At 43.2% G+C, this 25,021-nt stretch carries 22 protein-coding genes and 4 tRNA genes; 8 read left to right on the top strand and 18 right to left on the bottom strand.

What is annotated here, in order from left to right; translation table 11 throughout:
* Window positions 1-7 precede the first annotated feature (7 nt).
* The 6 genes from ABXT60_RS08300 to ABXT60_RS08325 form a co-directional block, all read right to left on the bottom strand.
* Window positions 8-523, bottom strand: coding sequence for a hypothetical protein (locus tag ABXT60_RS08300; RefSeq protein ID WP_443629686.1), 516 nt, complete (start codon window positions 521-523; stop codon window positions 8-10).
* The gene (locus ABXT60_RS08305) at window positions 510-809 is read right to left on the bottom strand and encodes a hypothetical protein (protein WP_443629687.1); all 300 of its coding nucleotides are present in this window, start codon (window positions 807-809) and stop codon (window positions 510-512) included. Before ABXT60_RS08305 ends, ABXT60_RS08300 begins: the two co-directional genes overlap by 14 nt.
* A 139-nt stretch (window positions 810-948) precedes the next feature.
* Window positions 949-3,048, bottom strand: a complete 2,100-nt coding sequence (locus ABXT60_RS08310; RefSeq protein WP_443629688.1) for an ATP-binding protein — start codon at window positions 3,046-3,048, stop codon at window positions 949-951.
* 3 nt (window positions 3,049-3,051) lie between these two features.
* Window positions 3,052-3,771: a response regulator transcription factor gene (locus ABXT60_RS08315; protein ID WP_443629689.1), complete on the bottom strand. Its 720-nt coding sequence runs from the start codon at window positions 3,769-3,771 to the stop codon at window positions 3,052-3,054.
* Window positions 3,772-3,786: 15 nt separating this feature from the next.
* On the bottom strand, window positions 3,787-4,197 hold the full coding sequence (locus tag ABXT60_RS08320; protein WP_443629690.1) for a hypothetical protein: 411 nt from the start codon (window positions 4,195-4,197) through the stop codon (window positions 3,787-3,789).
* Window positions 4,198-4,570: 373 nt separating this feature from the next.
* Window positions 4,571-4,646 (bottom strand) — tRNA-Val (locus tag ABXT60_RS08325).
* A gap of 198 nt (window positions 4,647-4,844) precedes the next feature.
* On the opposite strand from ABXT60_RS08325, the gene fabV reads away from it, so the two are divergent.
* From fabV to ABXT60_RS08340, 3 genes are all read left to right on the top strand, one after another.
* Window positions 4,845-6,041 (top strand): enoyl-ACP reductase FabV, encoded by a 1,197-nt coding sequence (gene fabV, locus ABXT60_RS08330; protein WP_443629691.1) that lies wholly within the window; start codon window positions 4,845-4,847, stop codon window positions 6,039-6,041.
* Between the two features lie 35 nt (window positions 6,042-6,076).
* Entirely contained in the window at window positions 6,077-8,434 is a 2,358-nt protein-coding gene (locus ABXT60_RS08335; protein ID WP_443629692.1) for an EAL domain-containing protein, read from the top strand.
* Window positions 8,435-8,862: 428 nt separating this feature from the next.
* Window positions 8,863-10,869 carry a putative bifunctional diguanylate cyclase/phosphodiesterase gene (locus ABXT60_RS08340; RefSeq protein WP_443629693.1) on the top strand — a complete coding sequence of 669 codons (2,007 nt, stop codon included), beginning with the start codon at window positions 8,863-8,865 and terminating at the stop codon, window positions 10,867-10,869.
* On the opposite strand, the gene msrP is transcribed toward ABXT60_RS08340, so the two are convergent.
* The 7 genes from msrP to ABXT60_RS08375 all read right to left on the bottom strand — a co-directional run bounded on the left by msrP (window position 10,866) and on the right by ABXT60_RS08375 (window position 15,634).
* Window positions 10,866-11,759: a protein-methionine-sulfoxide reductase catalytic subunit MsrP gene (gene msrP, locus ABXT60_RS08345; RefSeq protein ID WP_443629694.1), complete on the bottom strand. Its 894-nt coding sequence runs from the start codon at window positions 11,757-11,759 to the stop codon at window positions 10,866-10,868. The two genes, ABXT60_RS08340 and msrP, sit on opposite strands and share 4 nt — an antisense overlap.
* Before the next feature lie 154 nt (window positions 11,760-11,913).
* Window positions 11,914-12,777: a TauD/TfdA dioxygenase family protein gene (locus ABXT60_RS08350; RefSeq protein WP_443629695.1), complete on the bottom strand. Its 864-nt coding sequence runs from the start codon at window positions 12,775-12,777 to the stop codon at window positions 11,914-11,916.
* 255 nt (window positions 12,778-13,032) lie between these two features.
* Window positions 13,033-13,770 (bottom strand): LytR/AlgR family response regulator transcription factor, encoded by a 738-nt coding sequence (locus ABXT60_RS08355; RefSeq protein WP_443629696.1) that lies wholly within the window; start codon window positions 13,768-13,770, stop codon window positions 13,033-13,035.
* A complete protein-coding gene (locus ABXT60_RS08360) occupies window positions 13,770-14,825 on the bottom strand; it encodes a sensor histidine kinase (protein WP_443629697.1) in 1,056 nt (351 codons plus the stop codon). Before ABXT60_RS08360 ends, ABXT60_RS08355 begins: the two co-directional genes overlap by 1 nt.
* 486 nt (window positions 14,826-15,311) lie before the next feature.
* Window positions 15,312-15,388 (bottom strand) — tRNA-Asp (locus ABXT60_RS08365).
* A gap of 28 nt (window positions 15,389-15,416) precedes the next feature.
* Window positions 15,417-15,492, bottom strand: a tRNA-Val gene (locus tag ABXT60_RS08370).
* Window positions 15,493-15,557: 65 nt separating this feature from the next.
* Window positions 15,558-15,634 (bottom strand) — tRNA-Asp (locus ABXT60_RS08375).
* A 250-nt stretch (window positions 15,635-15,884) separates the two neighbouring features.
* Between ABXT60_RS08375 and ABXT60_RS08380 the strand changes: the two genes are divergently transcribed.
* Window positions 15,885-16,460 carry a YajG family lipoprotein gene (locus ABXT60_RS08380; protein WP_443629698.1) on the top strand — a complete coding sequence of 192 codons (576 nt, stop codon included), beginning with the start codon at window positions 15,885-15,887 and terminating at the stop codon, window positions 16,458-16,460.
* An 8-nt stretch (window positions 16,461-16,468) separates the two neighbouring features.
* Here ABXT60_RS08380 and msrB read toward each other — a convergent pair whose 3' ends face one another.
* Window positions 16,469-16,885, bottom strand: coding sequence for a peptide-methionine (R)-S-oxide reductase MsrB (gene msrB / locus ABXT60_RS08385; protein ID WP_443629699.1), 417 nt, complete (start codon window positions 16,883-16,885; stop codon window positions 16,469-16,471).
* A 150-nt stretch (window positions 16,886-17,035) separates the two neighbouring features.
* On the opposite strand from msrB, the gene ABXT60_RS08390 reads away from it, so the two are divergent.
* Window positions 17,036-18,250, top strand: a complete 1,215-nt coding sequence (locus tag ABXT60_RS08390; RefSeq protein ID WP_443629700.1) for a pyridoxal phosphate-dependent aminotransferase — start codon at window positions 17,036-17,038, stop codon at window positions 18,248-18,250.
* Window positions 18,251-18,258: 8 nt separating this feature from the next.
* On the opposite strand, the gene ABXT60_RS08395 is transcribed toward ABXT60_RS08390, so the two are convergent.
* The 3 genes from ABXT60_RS08395 to trmH are packed head-to-tail and all read right to left on the bottom strand — an operon-like array spanning window position 18,259 to window position 21,251.
* On the bottom strand, window positions 18,259-19,380 hold the full coding sequence (locus ABXT60_RS08395; protein WP_443629701.1) for an ATP-NAD kinase family protein: 1,122 nt from the start codon (window positions 19,378-19,380) through the stop codon (window positions 18,259-18,261).
* Entirely contained in the window at window positions 19,381-20,514 is a 1,134-nt protein-coding gene (locus ABXT60_RS08400) for a 4-phosphoerythronate dehydrogenase (RefSeq protein WP_443629702.1), read from the bottom strand.
* Window positions 20,514-21,251, bottom strand: coding sequence for a tRNA (guanosine(18)-2'-O)-methyltransferase TrmH (gene trmH / locus ABXT60_RS08405; protein WP_443629703.1), 738 nt, complete (start codon window positions 21,249-21,251; stop codon window positions 20,514-20,516). Before trmH ends, ABXT60_RS08400 begins: the two co-directional genes overlap by 1 nt.
* A 111-nt stretch (window positions 21,252-21,362) precedes the next feature.
* On the opposite strand from trmH, the gene ABXT60_RS08410 reads away from it, so the two are divergent.
* On the top strand, window positions 21,363-22,223 hold the full coding sequence (locus ABXT60_RS08410; protein WP_443629704.1) for a prephenate dehydratase: 861 nt from the start codon (window positions 21,363-21,365) through the stop codon (window positions 22,221-22,223).
* 87 nt (window positions 22,224-22,310) lie between these two features.
* Window positions 22,311-22,910 (top strand): SCO family protein, encoded by a 600-nt coding sequence (locus tag ABXT60_RS08415; RefSeq protein ID WP_443629705.1) that lies wholly within the window; start codon window positions 22,311-22,313, stop codon window positions 22,908-22,910.
* Here the strand turns inward: ABXT60_RS08415 and ABXT60_RS08420 are convergent.
* The gene (locus ABXT60_RS08420; RefSeq protein ID WP_443629706.1) at window positions 22,894-23,478 is read right to left on the bottom strand and encodes an elongation factor P hydroxylase; all 585 of its coding nucleotides are present in this window, start codon (window positions 23,476-23,478) and stop codon (window positions 22,894-22,896) included. The two genes, ABXT60_RS08415 and ABXT60_RS08420, sit on opposite strands and share 17 nt — an antisense overlap.
* 77 nt (window positions 23,479-23,555) lie before the next feature.
* On the opposite strand from ABXT60_RS08420, the gene ABXT60_RS08425 reads away from it, so the two are divergent.
* Complete coding sequence (locus ABXT60_RS08425; protein WP_443629707.1) at window positions 23,556-24,941, top strand: MATE family efflux transporter; 1,386 nt, start codon at window positions 23,556-23,558, stop codon at window positions 24,939-24,941.
* Window positions 24,942-25,021: the final 80 nt, after the last annotated feature.

Raw genomic sequence — 25,021 nt, forward strand, 5'->3', positions numbered from 1 at the left:
TAGATGCTCAATTGGATGCCCTTTTTATGTTTGAGGATTTTTTTTCAAGGCAGCTTGTGGGTTGGTTTATGGCTAAAAAGCATCGGCGTAACACTTCCTCTGCAATGACCTCTATGCCTGCTCGCAAAACCGCATCCCTAAAATTAAAACGTTGTATGATTTTGATAAGAATTTCAGCAGATAATTGGCTGTTCTGACGACTCAAAACCAGCAGCGATATAATAACGTTGCTTACATAGTAAAAAATGACTCGGGGCGATATACCCTCATCGCCCACTAAAGCCAAATAACGCGCTGCCATTTGTTCAAATACAAAGGTATAGGACGATTCACCTTGGCACACATCTTTAACAACAATGGATAGCATCTCAACAGTGGGAGGTTGTTCTGGCACCATGTAGTTAACCTCTGAGTAAACCACCTTGTGGCTTAACAGATACGCCTTTAGGGCAGTTGTTGCTGAGGTGACTCGGTCCTCTTGGTAATCAACACAGCGGCTTTCAAATGTATCAATAGCTTGCACGAGAAATCCCCCTGTTAGCCGCTACATGGTCATACTTATGGCCAACCGTAAGCACAGTTGCTCCATCTGCATCGATAAGGTAGGTGCTACGCAGAGATTGAAGGTGCTGTTGCACATGACGCATATCTTTCATCAGTCGTTTAAGGCCTCGCCGCGTTAAACTGGTGTAATGTTTGCCCTCACCAATGTCACAGCTATCTCCGTATAACATCAGTAATTCTACTTGCAGGTGTTCCACAGAACTTATTTGTTGCGAAATATTGGGCTGAAGTAAATTAAGGTCCATGGTCTTGCTCCTTGTTGTTAGTATTGGTATGACAACCATTAAACAACTTAACAATGAGGAACTATGGAAGACTTCCTGAAGATGTAAGGAATAAGTCTGAAGAAATGATGAAGATCAAAGTAGAATTAAGGAACAGCGATTAGATAAGGCTTGCTGGCAGCCTTATGGAAAAACGAACACCCAAGCCATCGGGCAGGTTAGCTACTTGCGCTGCGCCTTTATGGAACTGAGCAATGGTTTGCACTACATAAAGCCCAAGCCCAAAGTGTCCAACGCCACCCGCAGAGGCTTGTGTGCGTGAGGTTACCATTGATTGGAATAGCTGATCTGCATCATCTAGGTTAATTGGTTCGCCTTGATTTTCAACGTCTATAAACCAGTCAAATTTATCTGCAGTTAAGCGAACAATAATAGGGGTATCCTGGCGATGAAAATCCTTGGCATTATCAAGTAACTTATCCAATGCCTGCTCTAAACGATAGTCTACCGCCATCACTACCGCCGCCTTTTTAGTGCCCACGTATTCAATCACCACATCCTGCCCTGCCATCTGGTGTTGATGCTGACAATACAAGGTAAGAAAGTGATTAACGTCTAGGGGTTCTAGTTCGTCATTGGTTAATGCTTGCTCAAGATTGGCAGCGGAAGACAGCTTAGACAAGATGGACTCTATTTTGTGTAGGCCACGTTTAGCAATATCAATGTAGCCTTCAATTTCTTCATCAAGGGGGTAATCAGATATATTCTCAAGCGACGTAGAGATGGCATTCAACGGGTTTTTAATCTCATGGCTTAAAGTGCGTGGCATGGTGGACATAAAAGATTGTTGTTCGTGAAGTTTAGAGACCACGTCAGAAAAACTGCGGGCTAAATCACCTATAGAATCATCTCGGTCTACCTGGCCCACAATTCTACTTACCACTAAGCGCCCTTCATCATTGACCATATTGGCTGTTTCTATGCGCAATTTACGCACACGATAAGCCAAGCGCCAAAACAAAAAGAAAATAATAGAGAAAATAAGCAGAATGCCAGCGACACTAAACAGCACAATATTCTGCAAAGATTTAAGTTGTAATTTTAATATTTGATCAGTGGATTGCTTAACCAACACGATACCTATTACCGAGCCGTCATCTGATAACACCGGCGCCGCTGTGGCTAAAAACCCACCGCCTCCCAAGGAAGACCATCGAGCCTGGGCTAATTCACCACGCTGAGCAAAAAGTAACAGCTCTTCTTGGGTTTCCAATTCGTCACCATTATTGCCCATGCTCAGTTGCAACAGCACTATCATTGCTTCATCTAACAGGCCAACAATGTCATCCCACACTGTGGTTTGAAGCAATTGTGCATACTGGCGGGGTTTATTCTGTGTCTGGGCTCGCAACTGAAAATTTACATCGTATAAGGCTATATAACTAACCGATTTAGCTAACTGTTCAAGTAACCGATTAGCAGCCGATGAGCTGGTATTTAGGCTGTGAAACCCTTTCGAGGAACCCATAGAAGAAATACCACTTTTAGTAGTACCATTGTACACAGAGAAACGCAGCTCCTGCTTCTGGCTTAGGCTAGCTTTGGCTATTTCAATCTCAACCGCATAGCCTTCAAGTGTAGGCATCATCACCGCACTTATGGGCGCTGCTTGGAAGCGATCCATCGTGTCACGGCGCCAATTGGCACCTACCCTAAAAATAGCCACAAACCCACCTTGTTGCGGCACTAATACAACACGTTCAATATCGCCACGCTGATTAACCCATTCCAACCTAACGTGGTCTCTGGAGTCAAAGTCATTCATCACGCCTGTGTCAAAATCAGGGTCTATATCTCTTACGTCAATAAGCCCATAAAGGCTGCCGTTACGCTCACCTATTGCCACAGAAAAACCAAACCCATTATAAAATTTTCGCTGCGGAAAAGATGCCTTTCGATAACTTTGATCTTGCCAATCCTGCTGAGAACCGTCAACGGTTATTGGGGTGGCTAGGTAGGTTTTAGGTAGCGGTGCGCCTGCGGCTAGAGACAAGCTAAGGCTTTTCTTTTTATTGTAAAAAGTATTTGCAACAGATCGGCCAAACTGTTCTTGAGAGATCAATTGCCCTGAGTCTAAAAACTGCTTCGCTTCACTGATAAACTGATAGCCAAGCCAAGGCACGGCACCCATTACCACCAATAAGCTAACCACTTGTATGGAGAATTTAAAACTACGTTTACGCCTGCGTAATTCAGCCACTAATTACACCTTCCACCGGTATCCAAGGCCATACTCAGAACCAATACCATTAAAATGAGGTGCTGACACTTTAATCTTTCTTTTTAGGTTTTTAATATGAGCGCTAATGGTATTCTTCTCAATCACAGTTGAGTGAGTGACTTTAGCAAACTGATCGTAGGTAATCACATTACCCGGGTGCAATACTAAAGCATGCAACATGTTGAACTCTGTCACCGTAAGGTTCAGCACGGGTACACCCGCCCATGCTACATGTCGAGACAGCGTATTTAGTACTAAATCACCCCGAACCAATTCCGTATGAGCATTATTAGATGGCCTTGATTGGTTATGCGCCAGCATCATTAACGTTGCTACCTTGGCAGCTAAAAACTCCATACTAATGGGCTTCGACTGGTAGTCCCATGCCCCTATTTTTAGGCCCCATACTTTATCAAACTCACCATCACGATCTGTTAAAAACAATACAGGTAGCCCTTCATGGAAGCGCACAGCCTCACTATAAAGTTCAAAGCCACCATCATAATCACTACCTAAAATAATGTCTAAAATAAGTAGGTCTGGCCTATGGCGGCTTAAGTGATCCAGTGCTTCAGCCTTGGTAGCAAAAGCATGTACCGTGTATAAACGGCGGGTAAGCAAATTTTCATAGTTAGACCGTTGATCATCATCATCTTCAACAATGACTATACTGCCATTTTTAAGCGTTCCATTTTTGCTCATACCCACTCCGTGTCACTAATCTATGGCGCCAATCCAGCGCAATGCAGCATTTGATCCTGTCGCAGAAAAAGAAGCCTCTATAGTTTGGCCCTCACTGTAAATGAGTAGATTTATTAACGACTCTGCTTGAGAGATGGCCACTAACATAGGGGCTGTAATTGCGCCATAAAACACTGCACTAGGCCCTTGTTCAGCCACAAACACTTGGCCACCAATAGTCATTTCTACCCGGTCAATTTGGCTTGGAATAATGTAATAAATAGAGCCATCTTGGCGCCGGTTAATTTGAAATTCAGTTGAACCAAACCAGCCCACATCCATCACTGTTGTAGCATCAGAATACTTATGCTTTAACTCCCCACGCTGAAACACATGGCGTACCGCCCAATCGCCATAACAATCATAAATAATATGGTCTGAGTGCATGGGCTTGTCGCATTGGCTAGGCCGGCCGGCATAACTGGTAACCGAAACCAACAGCAAAAGCACCAATAGCAAACGCATAGCAAGGTAATTAGGGTAGAGGCAGATCATAAAGGTGTGAGATATCTCTTGTGGCGCATGAGTTCAAAGCCAACTTAACAGTTCAAATGGTGCTCGCCAAGCGTATTTAGCCAATCACATCATAATTCACTGAATCTTCATGGTTAGAGCGATAGGGTTAAACCTAAGCTCTTAAAGCCATAACAAAGCTTAAAAACCCATTAAGGCAAAAATAAACTTAGATAAAGTAACGTTTGTTAAATTTTAAGCAAAAAAAAGACGCCCTGCAAAGTAGGCCGTCTTTTTTTAACAATAGTGGTGGGTGATGACGGGTTCGAACCGCCGACCCTCTGCGTGTAAAGCAGATGCTCTCCCAACTGAGCTAATCACCCACAAAACCAATAAACTTCGGTGTGTTACCGCTATTAAATCAGTGCGCACATTATAAGGTAATGGTATCTTAGGTCAATGATTAAATTGAGTTAATTTTTCGAAACTGGCAATGGCAGATAATTCTCTCATGGCAGGCTATAATGCTCAGCTGTTTTAATACATTGGCAAATTTTGCCTCCACTACATAGGAATCTTTCATGGTTATCAAACCTCGCGTTCGTGGCTTTATGTGCATTACGTCCCACCCTGCTGGCTGCGAAGCCAATGTACAAAGCCAGATCGACTATGTCACCCAACGGGGCGTTTTAGATAGCGGTCCAAAAAAGGTACTTGTGATTGGGGCCTCTACTGGTTATGGGCTTGCATCACGTATTACTGCGGCTTTTGCTAGCAATGCAGATACCCTAGGTTTGTTCTTTGAAAAAGAAGGCACAGAGAAGAAACCAGCCACTGCCGGCTGGTACAACTCTGCAGCTTTTCATAAAGCTGCAGACGCCAAAGGCTTATATGCAAAAAGTATTAATGGCGATGCTTTTTCTGATGCCCTCAAGCAAACGACCATAGACACCATAAAAGCAGACTTAGGCCAAGTTGACCTGGTGGTTTATAGTCTTGCGTCTCCTCGCCGCCAGCACCCTAAAACCGGTGCAGTGCATATGTCTACGTTAAAGCCCATTGGTAAAGACGTGATTCAGCAAGGTGTAGATACAGATAAGGGCATTATTAAAGAGTTTGTCATTGGTGCAGCTAACCAAGAAGAAATTGATAACACTGTTGCGGTAATGGGCGGCGAAGATTGGCAAATGTGGATTAGCGCATTAAGCGACGCTGGCGTTCTGGCTGTTGGGTGTAAGACAACCGCTTTCACCTACGTAGGCGAAAAAATAACCCGCGACATCTACTGGGATGGCACGATTGGCCAAGCTAAAAAAGACTTAGACCTTAAGGTGGTTGGCATTCGTAAGCAGATGAATGCCATTGATGGTGATGCTCGTGTTTCTGTGCTTAAAGCAGTGGTAACTCAGGCGAGTGCAGCCATACCAGTAATGCCACTTTATCTGGGGTTATTGTTTAAGGTAATGAAGGCTGAAGGCACTCATGAAGGCTGTATTGAACAAATTGACCTACTCTTTCGTGAAAGCTTGTATGGCACTCAACCCCAGCAAGATAAAGAAGGCCGTTTAAGGGCTGATTACAAAGAATTAGAACCCCATGTGCAAGCCAAAGTGGAAGCTCTTTGGGCTAAAATTACTGATGAAAACTTATTTGAGGTCAGTGATATGGCAGGCTATAAAGAGGAGTTTTTACGCCTTTTTGGCTTTGGCGTTGATGGCGTAAATTACGAAGCAGACGTTAACCCTGAAGTCACAATTACTAACCTTATTAGCGCTTAGTTTAAGGTCAATTAAGATATAAAAAAGCGCTAATCATGATACAACAAAAGCCTTCATTTATCGCTAGAAACATTAGGGTATGTGCCTACCTTGGGCTACTCCTGGGCGTGGCTTTTGTTAATATATATTCTTATTATACAAGCTTACTAACTAATCCTGTAGAGCATACATGGGTGATTATCTGTTTTGCAGCTGCGCTTTTGATTTCACCCTTAAAGCAATGGCCAAGCGTTGTTTCTACGATTATTCTAAGTCATACATATTGGCAGCTAATACTCTACAAGGCTGAAGTAGACTGGTTCATGGTACTTTTGGAATTAGTTGCCAGTGCATATCTCGCTTTTTACGCTAAGCATTTTAGCAATAGCTGGCAGCCGTCAGATTTCACTGGCGATATTATAAGCTACTTGCCAATAATTGTACCTGGTTACTTTATCTACGGCGTATTTTTAGCATTTAGACAATGGTTAATACATCAAAAGGACTCCAGAAATTTCATTGTCACTACAGACTTTTTTCTTCATCACTTACACCTACTAGAATTTGCTGTGGGCGTAAATCTCACATTTTTAATACTCCACTGGTATCGCAACAAATTTATTGTGGCATTTAATCCCTTTCCATACGCCATTATTATATTTACACACCTAGCCTGCTTTTACGTTTGGCCAAGTAATTTGGCACCCCTTTTGTTAATCATGACTGCTTCAGTTTATTATATGGGCCTACGCGGCATCACTTTCCCCAGTTTAATTGTGTCACTGTCCCTGCCCTTCATTGCTTACAGAAGTGGTACGCTGCTAGATTATGTTAACGAACTAAATTATGCGTTTCTGATATTTTTTTCTGGTTTACTGGGCATCATAATTTTTAATGTTGCTGAGGCAGCTAAGAAAGGTGAATCTTATCGAGTTATGCTTTCAAAAAGCAACCTTACTGGCTTTTCTATAGCACTATTAGAAGTTGACACATTACGATCTCAGCTCAAAGAAAAAAACCAAGAAATTAGCCAAGCATATGCTCAACTAGAGAAAACTTATAGTGATTTAGAACAAAAAAATAGTCGCTTAAATACGCTCACCACATCGCTGTCAAGGGTCAGTCAATCCTACAAAAAATTGGCAGAAATAGACCAACTTACTCAGTTAAAATCACGCCATTATTTTTACAATTATTTAGCCGATGGCAGTCGAAAACAACCATATTTGCTAATATTAATTGATTTAGATAACTTTAAAAGAATTAATGACTATCATGGCCACAGTGCCGGAGACGAACTACTTAAACAGTGTGCTAGCGTGTTAAATAACCTGGTGCCCAAAGATAGTTTCACTGCCCGCATTGGTGGAGAAGAATTTTGTATTGTCCTAGCAAATAAGGACATTTATGAAGCGCAAACATTTGCAAGCCAGATAAGGCATCACATACGCAACACCAAGGCTAATGAATCGGCTTCATACATCTACTGTACTGCAAGCATAGGGGTAGCCGAACTGGCCATAGACTCTGCACTTAAGGAGGCAATGGGGCTCGCTGACAAAGCCCTTTATCAATCAAAATCTGAAGGCAAAAATAGAACCACCCTGGCCAATGAATTATTTATTCGACAACTCAGGATCGACCAAACTAAACCTAACTTAAACGCTGTGATCGAGGGCCTAAAAGCGGGTGAATTTGAGCTTTATATTCAACCTATTTGCAACAACAGCACCCAAAAGGCAGTGGGTTTTGAAAGTTTAATGCGTTGGCACCGGGCAGATGGTTCCATACTTTCCCCCAACGATTTTTTAGACCTTGCCCTATCACCTGAAGCTTACCCACTTTTTAAAGCGATTTCCCTGGCTCAATTGGTAACCATACTTAAGCATTTAATCAACCGTGATGAAGACTATTACTTATCCTTTAACACAGACAATACATTTATCAATTCCACAGAGTTTGTTACAGACTTAATTAACCAATTTAAGCTTGCCCAAGTAAATTTAAATTGTTTGGTGCTTGAATTGCCAGAAAAAACAGCCCTAGTCAACATGGAACGGGCATTAAACAATATTGACTTATTACAAAAAAATGGCGTTGTTATTGCCTTAGATGATTTTGGTATGGAACATTCAAATATGGACCGTATACGCGACATTCCTGCAGACATTATAAAAATAGATCGCAGTTTTATTACAAATATGGAAGGTAACCGCCGTAGTCTAGCCATCATAAAGGCGTTGGTTAGTATGGCTAAAGAACTTAACTTTGAGATTATTGCCGAGGGCATTGAAACCCAAGCCCAGGCAATAATACTTACCCAGGCGGGCATTACGAGAGCGCAAGGTTACTTCTATGGCCGCCCAAAACCAGCAGCCTATTGGCTAGAGCAGATCGACAGTGGACACATTTAATTACACTGGCAAGTGCACATTTTATTTTATAGGCTATCGTTAGGGGTATAACAAGACACGTTATCACTCCCCCTTTAAAGGTATAAAAGGCCACTATTACAATGCAACAAAATAAGTCCTTAATCGCCAGAAAAACTAAACTATATTCTTATCTTGGGATGGTTTTAGCAGTCGCTGTTGTTAATTTCTATACTTCTTTTATAGGTGAGCTTACTCACCAACACGATCAAACCTGGGAGGTTGTTTGCTTTACCAGCATTCTTTATCTGGCGCCTATACGGTACTGGAAGAAGGTTATTTTCACACTAGTTATAAGCCATATTTTTTGGCAACTATGGATTTTTGGAAGCAACATAAATTGGCCCTTATTAGCTTTTAAATTGGCTTCCGGCCTATGCATTGCTTTTTCTGCTAAGTATTTTGGCAGTATGTGGAAGCCCTCTGATTTTACTGGTAACGCATTTACTTATCTACCCGGGTTACTGCCAATTTTTTTGATATATTTTGCAACCTCGTTACTACAGCATGAGTATGAATCTGGCCATCAACAATTACTATTAGCGTTTGACTTGGCATTTTTAATGGCGCATTTACACCTGTTAGAATTTTCAGTAGTGGGTAGCTTTACGTTTTTAATACTGCAATGGTATCGTCGTCAATTTACTTGGCCAAAAAAGTCCTACTATGCGATGGCTGCCATTACAGCGCATTTAGCCTGCCTTTATATTTGGCCAACAAATTTAGCACCACTGGCTGCTATTCTGGCTGTTTCATTATTGTACACTGGCCTGCAAGGAATTGCTTTTCCCAGCATCATTTCGGTACTGGCCTTACCTTTTTTAATTTATGAAGGTGCAAGCCTACAAGGTCAAATTAACCAGTTCGATTATGCATTACTCATTCTTGTGTCAGCGGCAATGGGCTTAATCCGTGACGGTTTTTTTGCTGCAGCAAAAAAAGGGGAGCCCTATAGGGTTTTAATTTCAAAATCAGGGGCAGTGGGTTTAACAATGACATCGCCAGAAGTTGATGCACTGCAGTTACAGCTAACAGAAAAAAATCGACAGATTAATCAAACTTATATTGAATTAGAGCAAAAAAATGATGCCTTGCGAAGGCTCACAAGCTCTCTAAAGGCCCAAAAAGAAACCTATAAAAATTTAGTAGAAATTGACGAACTGACTGGGCTTAAATCGCGACGTTACTTTTCAAACTACTTAGCGGATGGTGTTCGCAAATGTCCATACACACTGTTGATGATCGATTTAGATGATTTTAAAGGCGTTAACGATATCTACGGACACCATGCAGGAGACAAACTACTTAAAGCCTACGGTCAAGTCATGACTCTAACAACAAACCACTTCGGTTTTACTGCCCGCCTTGGTGGAGAGGAGTTTTGTATGGCGTTAGAAAGTACGAGTTTGCTTGAAGCACAAACCATTGCAGAACGCTTGAGGCAAGGTATAAGCCAAACAACCGTTTCTTTTTCGGGTGTGGACATCTGCCGAAGCGCAAGCATTGGTGTGGCCGAACTGGCCATAGGCTCACAAATTAAAGACGCAATGAGCCTTGCTGACAAGGCGCTCTATCAATCAAAAGCCAAAGGTAAAAATAGGACAACCGTGGCGAATCATTGGTTTATTGCACAATTGGAAAAAAATAAAGCATACCCCAAGCTAGAGGCTATTTTAAAAGGTTTAATCAAGGGTGAGTTTAAGCTAAATATTCAACCTATCTGCGACAACAGTACCCAAAAAGCGGTCGGTTTTGAAGCTTTAATGCGCTGGCATCAGGCAGATGGTTCTATACTCACACCGGATTACTTTTTAGATATTGCTCTGTCACCTTTAGCTTACCCAACATTTAAGGCCACTGCTCTGGCTCAATTGGCACCCATTCTTAGAGATTTAGTTAACAGTAACTCAGATTATTATTTATCGTTTAACACAGACAACACTTTTATTAATTCCACTGAGTTTGTTGCCGACTTAATCACCCAGTTTAAACTTGCTCAAGTGAATCTAAATCGTTTGGTACTAGAGTTGCCAGAAAAAACTGCACTAGGCAACATGGAAAAGGCATTAAGCAACATCAAATTACTGCAACAAAGTGGCATTGGTATTGCCTTAGATGATTTTGGTATGGAACATTCAAATATGGACCGTATACGCGACATTCCTGCCGACATCATAAAAATAGATCGTAGTTTTATTGCAAAAATGGAGAAAAACCCACGTAGCTTAGCCATTATAAAAGCGTTGGTTACTATGGCTAAAGAACTTAACTTTGAGATCATTGCCGAGGGCATTGAAACCCAAGCCCAAGCGATAATATTAGCAGACTCTGGCATTACCAAAGGCCAGGGTTACTTTTATGGCCACCCCAAAACAGTCAACTATTGGCTAGATCAGATTAAGGAAGGGCTCATTTAATAAAAATACCGCCGGTCTGACAAAGCGCCATAAAGGTGTGCCACTTCGTTGGCGTAACCATTATAAAGCTGAGTGCGCTGTCGGCCATACTCCCCAATCACACGTTCAGACCCTTGAGACCAACGTGGATGATCATGATCTGGGTTCACGTTAGCATAAAAACCATATTCTCTTGGGTTTTGCTGCCACCAAGTGGTTTTAGGCATCTGTTCCACTAATTCAATACGCACAATAGACTTAGCCGACTTAAAGCCGTATTTCCAAGGTAAAACTAGACGAATGGGCGCACCCGTTTGCTGCTCTAAGGGTTTATCATAAATACCAGTAGCAAGTAAGGCCAAAGGATTCATCGCTTCCTCAATGGTTAAGCCCTCAGTGTAGGGGCCTCCAGACCAATCGGCATTAGGCATTTGAGTTTTATCGTTGGCAGTAATAAAACGCACATACTTTGCACGACTATTAGGTTGCGCTGCGGTTATCAGCTTATGCAGTGGTATACCATTCCAAGGGATCACCATAGACCATGCTTCTACGCACCTAAAACGGTGCACATGGGACTCTATAGCATACTCCCCGTAGATATCAGCTAGATCGTAAGCGCCCTTCTTATCGGCCCCTGCCCCTGTGATTTCCACAGTCCAAGGTGAAGTTATTAGCGTTTTAGCTGCTTCAGAAGGATCACTTTTTTCGAAGCCAAATTCATAGTAGTTGTTATAGCTGTTAATCGTTTCCAAGGGTGTCGGTTTAAGTGGTTCAGATGCATCTGCACTCGCTAGTAAAGAACCTGCCAATGGCAGGGTTATGGCCGCAGCAATACCGCTAGCAATAAAGTGCCTCCGGTTACGGAAATTATGTTCAGAAGTGATCATAGAATGGGGAATAGGTTTCATAGTGCAGCCTTATTAAACTAGTTTAGCTTAGTTAGTTAATCTTACGTCAGTGTTAACGTAATAGATTCAAACGGTGCTGATTTTATACTCAGTTGCAGTTTCAAGTTTTTTAAGACTCTAAGTTGAGCTCTTACGTTCTTTAGCGGCCCTTTAGTTACATAACACTAGGCTCCAGACATTCCCCGCTGATGGTAATTCGGTGCATCAAACGAAATTCACCATCATAATCATTTAGTGCACAGTGCTGGGTCGCACGATTATCCCATATTGCCATCGAACCTTGAGTCCATTTAAACCGACAGGTAAATTCGTTTTTGTATGCATGTAAATATAAGTAATCCAAAAGCGGCTGCGATTCTTGCTTACTCCAACCTTCAAACTTCACTGTGAAGTCGCCATTTACATAAAGTGCCAGTTTTCCAGAGAGTGGGTGCTTTATTACTACAGGGTGCACCGCATCTTGTGTGGCCTTTGTGACATTACCTAACCGACCTTCCACATCATCCAAGCCCACATAGGCTGTGGCACCAAAAGCATGGCGGCTAGAGTGTTCAGCACGCATCCGATTTAAGGTGTTTTTCATGCCATCAGACAAATGGTCATAGGCTGCATACATGCTTGAAAACAATGTATCTCCACCCACCTTAGGAACTGCTCGGGCGTATAAAATAGACCCCATTGCAGGCGCATAATCGTAGCTATGATCTGTATGCCAAGATGAACCAATATTTGATTTTTGGTGCACTTCTTTACGCACTTCTGCGATCACAGGGTGGCTTGCTACTGCTTGGAAAAAACGATTAACCGTTATTTCTCCCCAACGTTCTGCAAACTCAATGTGCTGATCGGGTGTGATATTTTGATTTCGCATAAAAATAACACCGTGAGCTACAAATGCCTGTTTCACTTCCAAAAATTGTTGCTTGCTTAAGCCCTCTGCGATATTTATACCACTTATTTCGGCACCTACAAAGCGGCTTAACGGTGTTACTAAAATTGTTTTGTACCCTGTTGTCATACTAACCAACCTTACATAGTTCTGGGCGGTAGCCATGGGACCTGCCGAAAATTTCAGCTCGAGTGTACCACTAGTAGGTGAGCAGTTGCGGTAAAAGGTGTTGGGTTCTTTTTGCGTTCATTAAATATGTTAACACTAGATTTTTTAATAGACGACCCTATTGTATTTGCCACAGAGGTTGTTAACTTAAAACCATTAAAGCATGCCCATATCAGGTGTGTGTCCCGCCTTAGTATGTAGATAAGGGATAACCATTTAGCTCTTTTTAAATAAATAACTATATGACTGGCTGCCTACTAATATTTGTTTATGGTCATACAAACTAATTGCGTAACGCCCACGGAAATCTCGTTTTGCCTGCGCTATCTGATCAACTCGAACAATACACCCTCGGTTAATTCGCCAAAACTGATTAGGGTCAAGCTGCCGCTCTAGCTCCACTAGTGATTGCCGAATTAAATAGGTTTTATTGATAGTAACCACATCAATATACTTTAGATCTGCTTTGAAATAGATAACATCTTTAAGTTGAACTAACTCAGTAGTGTCCTCTATACCTACACGTAGCCACTCTAACATTGGTGTTTTTTCTGGTAAAAGGGTCTTAACTAGCGCCACTAGCTCATCACGCACCACTGGGGCTTGCTGTTTTAATCTTTGAACAGTCTTACTAAGCCTTTCGTCATTGACAGGTTTCAAAAGGTAGTCCACTGCAGACTCATTAAACGCCTCAACAGCATATTGGTCAAAAGCTGTAACGAAAACAATTTTGGTACCTATAGGTAATTTTTCAGCCACTTGAAGTCCATTTAACCCGGGCATTTGAATATCTAGAAATACTATATCGGGCTTAAGGCTTTGCGCTAACCCAATGGCTTGTAGCCCACTGTTAGCCGTGCCAGAAATCTCAAGCTCTGGCCATAAAGTCCCAAGTTTAGAGACCAAATAATTAACAAGATTGGGCTCATCATCAACCACCATTGCTGTCTGCATTAGCACGCCTCTATTGGTATAGTAAGGGTCACGATAGCCCCCGACGGTTCGTTATCCACAATGCTCAAAGCGGCTCTGTCTGCATAAATAGCATGCAGTCGGCGGCGAACATTACTAAGCCCAATACCGGAGTGATAGGTTAGATTGGCACTGCTGAGCGCTCTAAAACCAAGGCCCGTATCGGTGACCTTAATAAGAAGTCCATGATCGCTAAAGGCTAACCCTATGCTCACTTCACCACCTTTAACTGACGGTTCAATGCCATGCTGAATGGCATTCTCAACCAGCGGCTGAACTAACAGTGAAGGGATTTCTAGGCTGGTAAACGATATATCATCTTCAATGCCAATGGGTAAGAATTGATAGGTTAGGCGTTCTCCTAAGCGCATTTTATGCAGCTCTAAATAGGCGTTGAGCAACCATAGTTCGTCTCCAAGGGTATGGTTCTTATCACGGCTGCGATCAAGCTTTACCCTTAACAAGCGAGTTAAATTAACTAAGCTGTTTTCTGCTAATTTTGGATTAATTTCAATTAAACTGACAATATTAGATAAAGTGTTAAACAAAAAGTGGGGTTCAATTTGAGCCTGGAGTAACTCTATCTCGTTTCCCAAGGCAATTGTCTCTTGCCTAAGCTGCTTGGCCTCAAGTTGAGAAATCTGCTTACCTTGGTAAGCCAAACGCACTTTTGCAATAGTAAATGTACCAGAAAAGACGGCAATAATCGTGCTAAATAGCAATACCTTGCTTCCAGCAGGGTAGTTAAAGAAAAACAACGGGTTTTCAAAAACTATTAGACCTCCTAAACACATACCTAACAATAAACCAATGCAACCTTTGCTTAAGCCAACCCAGTAGCTAGTAGAACTTGGATAAAGAAAACGATCAAAAATAAAAAATGTTAGTTGGAGACTATAGCCAATACTTAATGAGACTTTAATCGAGGGCGCATAACTTGGCGCTAGTGCAGTATCTAACACCACTTGAGCAATTACTGCGCACAACACGGTAGTCCAAAAAGTTGGTAACAATAATTTTACCCAGCCAAACTTCATTTTTGTGCCTCTGTAAGTTTCATACACCAATGCCTTTATTTTGCCTAATCATAATCTAGCTTAGATTATAAACCCAGCATTTTGGCATGATTGCCTATGACCCGTTTTTTAACTTTAAAAAGTGCCAATGATCAACGTTTATGCTTAATTCTTTCAATATATATCTCAATAGCTCTGCGACAAACTTAACTTAAAGGGTATCAGGCGCCATAAAGCAGTATTTAAGCGTATATCTGTTATTTAAGCGATAGGGCGTTGGTTAGTAAATATGGCATGAACAGACAATAAATAAAATGACCAATGGCAGCAGAGGTTAAACTAGTGCAGCTCACTAAGTCTGCTCACACAATATAAACCTTAGCAGCTTGGGGAGTCATGTGAGTTTTTTGAGCTAATGGGTGGGAGTAGACTTTACTTAAAAGCGTTTATTTAAGACACAAAAAAACCGCATTAAAGCGGCTAATAAGGTGCAGTAGTTGCATGAAATGGCGGAACGGACGGGATTCGAACCCGCGACCCCCGGCGTGACAGGCCGGTATTCTAACCAGCTGAACTACCGCTCCGCATAAATGACTACTTCCAACGTACACTTGGTGGGTGATGACGGGTTCGAACCGCCGACCCTCTGCGTGTAAAGCAGATGCTCTCCCAACTGAGCTAATCACCCAACGTATTAAGTGCTACTAATTTTTCATTTTAAGCCAAGTTCAAGGGTGGCTTAAGAAAAATAAGTGGCGGAACGGACGGGATTCGAACCCGCGACCCCCGGCGTGACAGGCCGGTATTCTAACCAGCTGAACTACCGCTCCGCATTTCCTTTAAGCTAACCCGGTTCGGTGTTGCCTTAAGGAGATGCGCATTTTAAAGATTTCCTCAGCCGTGTCAAACGTTTAGGCGAAAAAAAGTGATATTTCTTTATACTGGTCAAAAACCATACAGATTTATTAAAAAATCTACACCTGGGCTACATCACTTGGAACCTAAGTGCAGATGTAATAGTCTTAGGGCTAGTTTGTAAGATAATTCACATCAAAACAGAATGACATTAAGGATTTGCCCATGAAACCATTATTTTTTACCTTAGGTTTAAGTTTGAGCTTGCTAATGGGTGGCTGTGCCGTAAGCCCGCAGTCTATTGTGCTAAGTCCACAAGCAGCTCTTTCTGGCCCCGCCTATGGCCAAGGGCGCGCACTTGCTATAACTATAGAAGATCGTCGCTCTAGCAGCGTTTTAGGCAGCCGAGGTGGCATTTATGACGCCTCCAGTGTGATCACTATATCGAACGATATTACAAGCGCCCTGCTTGTTGCCGCTCAAGGTGCAGCAACCCAACTAGGGTTTGACGGTTCTAGCACTTCAGCACCGGCAACGCTTACGCTAATCCTCGAACAATTAAGCTATGACACCCAAAGCAATAATTTAATTCATACAGTTAGTATTGACGCTAAGATCACTCTAGTCACCACAGTAGGTGGAAGCAGCCACACCGGGCATTACCAAACTCAACGCAGCCACAAATTCCCAAGCTTGCCCGAGGCCCAAAAAAATCAGGAAATCATCAGTGAGGCCCTTAGCACAAGCTTAGAGCGTGGCTTTAGCGACATTAGCCTTGCCAACTTTTTGGCCCAGAATTAGGTACTGGCTTAGTCAGTCTGTTTAAAATCTAAAGCAACAGAATTAATGCAGTAACGAAGGCCAGTTTCTGGGGGGCCATCTGGGAATACATGACCTAAGTGGGCATCACACGCATCGCACATTACTTCTGTTCGCCTCATTCCGTGGGTCACGTCTACCTCTTCTTTCACAGCTGGGGCATTTGCTGGCGCACTAAAGCTGGGCCACCCGCAACCTGCGTCAAACTTAGATTGGCTAGAAAATAGCTCTGCACCGCAGCAGTGGCAATGATATTTGCCACTTTCAAAATGCTGATCATATTGCCCTGTATGAGGCCTTTCGGTACCTTTTTGGCGGCACACAGCAAAGGCTTCTGGGCTTAATTCCTCACGCCATTGCGATTCAGATTTAGGGACACCTACCTTGATAGTGTTTTTTTCAGTCATCTCAATGCTCCTGCATTTGGTTAAAAAATAGTCAGTATTGGTTAAATGATACTGTTTAGTGGCGCTTTTATAGTTTTATAAAAGATTTTTAGCACGTATGATAAGTTATTATTATCACATTAAATCTATAAGTTCGACGAGATCAAGTTTATGAATATGATACGCAAGTCGCAGAAACTGATGAACGTATGCTACGACATTCGCGGTCCAGTGCTTGAAGAAGCCAAACGCCTAGAAGATGAAGGCAGTCGCATTATTAAACTTAACATTGGCAACCCAGCTCCATTTGGTTTTGAAGCGCCAGAAGAAATCGTTCAAGATGTGATTCATAACCTGCCTAATGCGCAAGGTTACTGTGATTCTAAAGGCCTGTTTGCAGCCCGTAAAGCAGTGATGCACGAATGCCAGCGTAAAAACGTTAAAAATGTCACTATAGAGGACATTTATATTGGTAATGGCGTTAGTGAACTTATCGTTATGGCTATGCAGGGCCTGTTAAATGAAGGCGATGAAATGCTTATTCCAGCGCCCGACTACCCCCTTTGGACTGCAGCAACCTCGCTGTCTGGTGGCACACCGGTGCATTACCGCTGTGATGAAGATAACGGCTGGCAGCCAGATCTTGAAGACATGGCATCCAAAATTACTGACCGGACCCGTGGCATTGTGGTAATCAATCCAAATAATCCCACAGGGGCAGTGTATTCCAAGGAAACCCTTGAAGCGATTACTGAATTGGCCCGTAAAAATGGCCTCATTATCTTTGCTGACGAAATTTACGATAAAATTCTTTATGAAGACGCTACGTTTACGCCTATGGCAAGCTTAGCAGATGATGTTTTGTTCATGAGCTTTAACGGCCTATCTAAAACATACCGTGCTGCGGGGTTCCGCTCTGGTTGGGTGGTATTGTCTGGGGCTAAGCATAGGGCCAAAGACTATATTCAAGGCCTAGATATGTTGGCCAGTATGCGTTTGTGTTCTAACGTACCAAGTCAGTATGCTATTCAAACCGCGTTAGGTGGTTACCAGAGTATCAAAGAACTGACTTGTGAAGGGGGCCGGTTAACCCGTCAACGCGATATGGCTTGGCGAATGTTAGACGCCCTGCCAGGTGTGAGTTGCCATAAACCTGAGGGAGCTTTATATTTATTTCCCCGCTTAGACCCTGAAATCTACCACATAGAGAATGATGAGAAATTCGCCTTTGATTTGCTCTCGCAACAAAAGGTGCTAGTGGTTCAAGGCAGCGGCTTTAATTTGCCAGACAGTCAACATTTTCGCATTGTATTTTTGCCCTATGAAGAGCAATTAATCGAAGCGGTAGGCCGCATTGCTACTTTCTTGGGCACCTTACGCAAGTAACAGTGTGTTTAAGGGTTACCTAGAGGATACAAAACCACGTCGTGAAAGCCGCAAATCACAGGCACTAGGCCCGCCAACTCTTGGTCTAATGTCGGGTCGCCTGAGTCGACTAACAGTGGCCTACCATTGAGACCCTTGAGTTTGGTTTTGGTTGCCACAATGTGAATATTAGTCAACCCCAAATGTTTAATCAGCTCTGCACTAAGTTGCTGGTTACCCCGACCTAACACGTGCCCCTGGCCCCCAATTAAAGTAATGAAAAGCTGTGCTGAATGGTGCCTGCATAAAGCTAGCAACTGTTGCGCTGTAACATCGCTGGCAACCACTTGGCCATCTTCGATAACGTCTACACCTAACAAAGTGTTTTTTAGGTCTAAGTAGTTCATGATTGCCGCTACAGTAGAACCAGAACCCATAATATACCGAATACCAGGCTCCATAAGTTCCTCTACATGGGCAGATATATCATCTAACACTAAAGCTTCGATTTCTTTGGAACCTTCTTTAGCACCATCTTTGGTGGCTTGCATATATTGATGCGACTCAGGTACTTGAAGCTCGCCATAATAGCGAGCCTTTACTCGTCCAGCACGAAACTCTTCCTCGTCTATATCGCGTACTTCTTGGCTGCGCAAACTCACAAGCTCACCCCTCACTAACTGAGCAATCACTTGGCCTGCGGCCAAGGGTGTAATGCCATATACGCCCGAATGAATCTTTACACCCGCAGGTATACCTACAACAGGCACTTGGTCTCCAATCGCTTTTAAAAGGTCTCTTGCAGTGCCATCTCCCCCTACAAACACCAGCAAATCCACCCCTTTCTTTAGTAAGGCTTGCGCAGCTAGCATAGTGTCCGTTGCGCGTGAAGGTTGGGTTTTGGCCTCACCAATCACCTTAGTGGTTATACCAACAGCTAGGCCACAATCTGCGCCCATGTCACCAGAAAATGCATAAATGCATACATCAAGCCCAGCCAACTCAGTTAGTGCCTGCATACAGCGCACATTAGCCTTCGGCACAGCACCAAGGGCTAATGCTTCTGGTGCCACATTGTCGCTACCTTTTAATGCCACACTTCCACCTAAGCCTGCTAGGGGGTTAACCACTAAACCGATGTTAAACGTCATTTACGGTGTCTCATGTAAAATATCAAAACCCAAGCCAATCATCATGGTGGTAGTGTCGGTGTTAGTCATGCCTTGCAATTGAAGGCTAGAAAATTCTCGCCTTATGGGGTAGTTTTTGCGCAACCAATCAAAATCATTACCTTCATGCATACGGGCATTATCTTCCATCAATGGATAAACACTACCACAAGCTTGAGCTAAGACTTCCTTAGCTGTTTTATTGGGGCTGACTTGTAGTGATGATAGATCCGGCTGAGGTATTAAGCGATCTAGCTGATGACTAGAATCCAACCCGAAGTGTTCACAAAAGTCCTTATATATCATATAAGTACCTCGCATTTTTCCTTCTAAAGAATGCCCGGCAATGTGTGGCGTCACACAATGACAATAGTCAAATAGACTCTTGTCTATATTAGGTTCTTGATGCCATACATCCATAAACAAATGTAAATCATGGTCGTTTTTTTGGCGTTCTAAAAGCGCTTGCTGATCGACTACCTCACCTCGCCCCGCACTGATTAGCACGGTCCCTTTGGCTAAGCTTTTAATACGTTTTTCATGCAACAAGTTTTCAGTGGCATGCGCCCCTGTTTTAGTCAACGGTGTGTGCAAACACACAATTTGGCAGCGCGATAACAACTCATCTAATTCAACATAGTCAGGATGCCCTGCATCTGCTTTTGGTGGGTCACATTGCAGCAGGTTAAATCCAGCTTTTTGCAGCCTAAGAGCTAATTGTCCACCGACATTGCCAGCACCCACAATGCCAATAGTTCGTAAGCGAGGATCAATACCGAGAGTTTGCCAAGCATGGTTGAGACAGGCGATCACATAGTCGACTACCCCAGCGGCATTACAACCAGGGGCATTACGCCACACAATGTTGTTAGCATCCATATAGTCTGTGGCTAGATGATCTGTGCCAATAGTACAGGTACCCACAAATTGCACCTTGCTGCCCTTCAACAAGGCTGGAGTCACTTTGGCAGTTGAACGCAGTACTAGCGCATCGGCGTTAGCAACTTGTTCCGGGGTAATTGACCGGCCATTAACCCGAGTAATTTGTGCTAGGTCACCAAAAAGTTCATCAAGTAGTAATATAGTGTCATCTGCTACTAAGTTAATCAGGGCCATTAAATTACTCCTAGGCTTTTGGGGGTATAGGTGTTGGTAGAATCTTGATGTATGCCAGCACTTTGTTTGGCACTGGCATGCCATTGGTTTACATTGACAATATCACCATCAGTTTCCATGGCGGGGTAAGCTAAGCCATGGCAATCACAAAAATCAGCTAACTTGGGGTAACTCCAACGAAATAACGTTTTTTCGTAGTCTGCACCCAACAGTTGAGGACGACTATAACTGCCCTGTAACTCCCTTTGACGCTGAGCTTCAAGTAATATGATGGCAGCCGCAACAGACACGTTAAACGAGTGCACCATACCTAACATAGGAATCACCACTTGATGGTCTGATGCGGCTAATGCTGAAGGGCTGACACCATGCATTTCTGCACCCAGGATAAGTGCTGTGGGCAGGGTGTAGTCTAACTCACGATAATCGACAGCCAGATCACTTAAATGGGCTGACACTAACTGCATACCCTGTTTTTTAGCAGTATATAGCGCGCTATTCATATTATCATGAGCCATTATATTTACCCACTTTTGGCTACCAAGGGCTGTGCCCTTGTGATTACCAAATCCGCCTGCAGGTGTGACCACATGCGCACGGTGTATGCCCACCGCATCGCAGGTACGAATAAGCGCTGAAATATTTTGAGCTTTATTAACTTGGTCAGTAATGATGGTTAAATCAAGCTGACGGCAAGCCAGGGTGGCTTTATATTTTGCCAAACGAGCAGGAGTCATAGGGTTACGAAAAAATCAGGATGTATCACCCATTAATGATAACAATTTATTGATTAGATTTGTTACAATGTGTGTATATTAAGGATTATCTTACACTTCATTACACAATCAATGACGCAAAACCACGTAACACCTATTATTGCTTATCAGGGCCATCAAGGTGCTTATTCCCACCTGTCTTGCCAACGGATGTTCCCCAACTTTGAAGCTCGTGCTTGCATGAGCTTCAGCGCTGCTATGGCGATGGTAGAGCGAGGCGAAGCTCACATTGCTATGATTCCTGTAGAAAACTCTACCGCAGGCCGGGTAGAAGAAATTTACCGCCAACTACCTCACACGTCGCTGTATGTTATTGGTGAACATTATGAACCGGTTAACCATTGTTTATTAGGTTTGAAAAACAGCTCAGTAGCGCAGATAAAAACTGTGGGCTCACACCCCCAAGCGTTGGCTCAATGTGATAAACGCCTTACAAAGCTTAACATTCGACCTACAGCAACGCTAGATACCGCTGGGGCTGCCCTTGAAGTGAGCCAAAAAGGTGATCTGAGTCATGGTGCTATCGCCTCTAGCTTAGCCGCACAGCTGTATGATTTAGCTATTCTACAAGAGAATTTTCAAGACGTTCAGGGCAATACCACGCGTTTCTTAATCTTATCGCGTGAACATAAAATCCCTACTCAAGTCATCGGTCAAAAATACATCACTTCATTTTTGTTTACCGTACGCAACATCCCCTCTGCTCTATACAAGGCCATGGGTGGCTTGGCCACCAATAACGTTAACCTAATTAAATTAGAAAGCTATACCCCAGACGGGCGAATGGTAGCAACTCAGTTTCACATTGATGCTGAAGCCCATCCACACGACGCCAATATGATTTTAGCCATGGACGAATTGGCTTATTTTGCTAAAGACATCCGTATGTTAGGCACCTATGTTGCTAGTGACTATAGGTACCTAAAGGTTTAAACCCGTGCAACATAAATAACGACTTATACCTAAAGCCCATTTTTTAACAATTATCAACACTAGCTACACCAGTCTGGAGTCGACATCATGTTTCAATCAACTAAATTACTTTATGCATTAACACTTGTGCTGCTATTTTCAGGCGGGCTGTTATTAGCTAAATATGCACCATGGGCTGATCAAAGCACGGCTAACGCAGGGTATGCTAATTTGGGCGGCGACTTCACATTAAGTTCTAAGGATGGAGAAGTGAGCCTTGAAGACTACCGTGGTCAGGTGGTGTTGATGTATTTTGGCTTTACCTCATGTCCAGATGTATGCCCTACTGCGCTCTCCACCATGGCAGCAAGCATGCGCCAATTAACACCCAATCTAGAAGCGCAAATTCAACCCTTATTTGTTAGCGTAGATCCAGGCCGTGACACACTAGATAATCTGGCCATGTACAGTGCCTACTTTCACCCTAGAATGTTGGGTATTACTGGAAGCATTGAAGCCATTGATGAGATAGTAAAAAAGTATGGGGCATACTATAGCCATATCCCACTAGAAAACTCTGCACTAGCCTATACTGTAGACCACACCTCTCGGGTATACCTTATAGGCACTGAAGGTCAGCTTATAAGCACTGTTGCTCACGGCACCTCAGTAGACGAATTGGTAGCTTTACTTAAGCAACATTTGTAGGTTTTTCTTCTGGCCAGTAGAGCTTATCAAGAGTGACGAAGCCACCATAGGTTTGCTGTAATTGCAAAAACAGTAGCCTTGCCTCGGGTGGCAACCCATGGGCAAAATAGGCCCGCGCCTGAGCTGAAACAGCTAACCTAAAGGCTAAGTCATCGCAGTCTGCACCGTTTAGGTTATCGGCGCTGGCAACAAACAGTCGCTGAGTTGCCAAACTAAACAGCCACTCTAGGGCCTGTGGTTTAACCTCTACTTTTTCAAATTCTGCTTGCTGCTGATGACTGCGTCCGTCTGGTCGGTACCAATAACCAAAATCTTCAAGTAATCTTCTGGCCTTACCAGCCACACACCAATGTGATATTTCATGCAAAGCGCTGGCAAAGTAACCGTGGGCAAATACTATTTGGTGAACTGCACACTGAGCGTTAGCTGGTTCATAAATGGGCTCATCTAGTTTACCATGGCGCCCATCACACAAGGCACAGACTAGGCGTGTGTTAAGTGACTTGACGAACAACCCATCAAACAGCTTAATGATTTGCTGGCACTGGCATTTAGTGTGTTTAGGCATTAGTTAATTATGGCCGAATATGCACAAAGCGGCTATTATAGCCCATCTTTTTTCCCACCAACACTTTGGTTTTTCTAATGCATCAAATAACGGGCCATACCTACAGCGCAGCAGCCATGGGCCAGGAATTACGTCAATTCTTGCGCTTAGGTACTCCCATACTCATTGCTGAAGCGTTACATATGAGCGCCAGCTTCGTTGATACTATTATGGCAGGTCGTTATAGCTCAGCAGACTTAGCTGCTGTGGCTGTTGGATCTAGCTTGTTATTCCCCGTATTAATATTGATGATGGGGACTATCATGGCAACAACACCCACTGTTGCTCAATACTTCGGTGCAAAAAAGCTCACTCTAATCGGCCCTTTTGTGCAGCAATCTTTATGGCTAGCTGCCATCTTAAGCTGCTTAGCTGTGGGGTTGTTATACGCCTTAGACCCATTATTTGATTGGTTAGACATTAAGGATCCAATAAAAGGCATCGGTTTACGTTATTTGCATGCAGCTGCATTAAGTTTGCCGGCTGTGGCCATTATGCAGAGCCTGCGTAGCTTCAGTGAAGGTTTAGGTATCACTAAACCTATGATGTATTTTAGTTTGTTAGGCTTAGTGATCAATATCCCCATGAACTATATCTTTATTTATGGGTATTTTGGTATCCCAGAAATGGGTGGCGAAGGCTGCGGTTGGGCAACTGCCATAAGTATGTGGGCCAGCGTTATTGGCATGGCTATTTATGTTTATATTAAGCCTGCTTACCACCAGTGCGCTATGTTTAGCCAGTTTAATTGGCCACAACTGAGCATTCAAATTAAGATTTTAAAAGTGGGTTTACCCATCGGTTTTTCTATTTTTATAGAAGCCACAATGTTCGCCATAGTCGCTTTACTGCTAGCACCGCTGGGTGCCGATATTGTTGCTGCTCACCAATTAGTTCTCAACTTTACCAGCATGTGCTTTATGATCCCATTGAGCATTGGCATGGCACTCACCATCCGCGTAGGCCACGGCATTGGTGGCAACTTGCCAGAGCAAGTGAAACGTTCTGTGCTGGTTGGTTTTGGCCTGGCATTAGGTCTATCAAGCTTAACCTGCTTGCTTATGCTCCTGCTTCCAGTCACCTTAGCAAACATTTACACTACTGAACCTATTGTGGTAGAAATTGCTGCAAGCCTATTTATTTTTGCTGCGTTGTTCCAGTTTTCAGATGCGTTACAGATCGCTGCCAATGGTGCTTTACGTGGCTTTAAAGATACTGCTAAACCATTATTACTTATTTTCATTTCTTATTGGTTAACTGGCCTGCCCCTAGGCTACATATTAGGCATGACAGACATCATCTACCCTGCAATGGGTGCCTCAGGATTTTGGATTGGCATCATTTTTGGCCTCAGTGTGGCAGCACTGCTGTTAAGCCTGCGCTTATGGCGAGTTTTAAGTAAGCCTTTTCCACACCCCAGCTAGGTTGATTTATTAGCCAGCGCCACTATATACATCTTACAGACCTAAAAAGTAACTTTTTCTTGGCTCAATGCTACTGAGTT

The sequence above is a fragment of the Candidatus Njordibacter sp. Uisw_056 genome (assembly GCF_047730085.1).
Classification (GTDB): domain Bacteria; phylum Pseudomonadota; class Gammaproteobacteria; order Pseudomonadales; family Balneatricaceae; genus Njordibacter.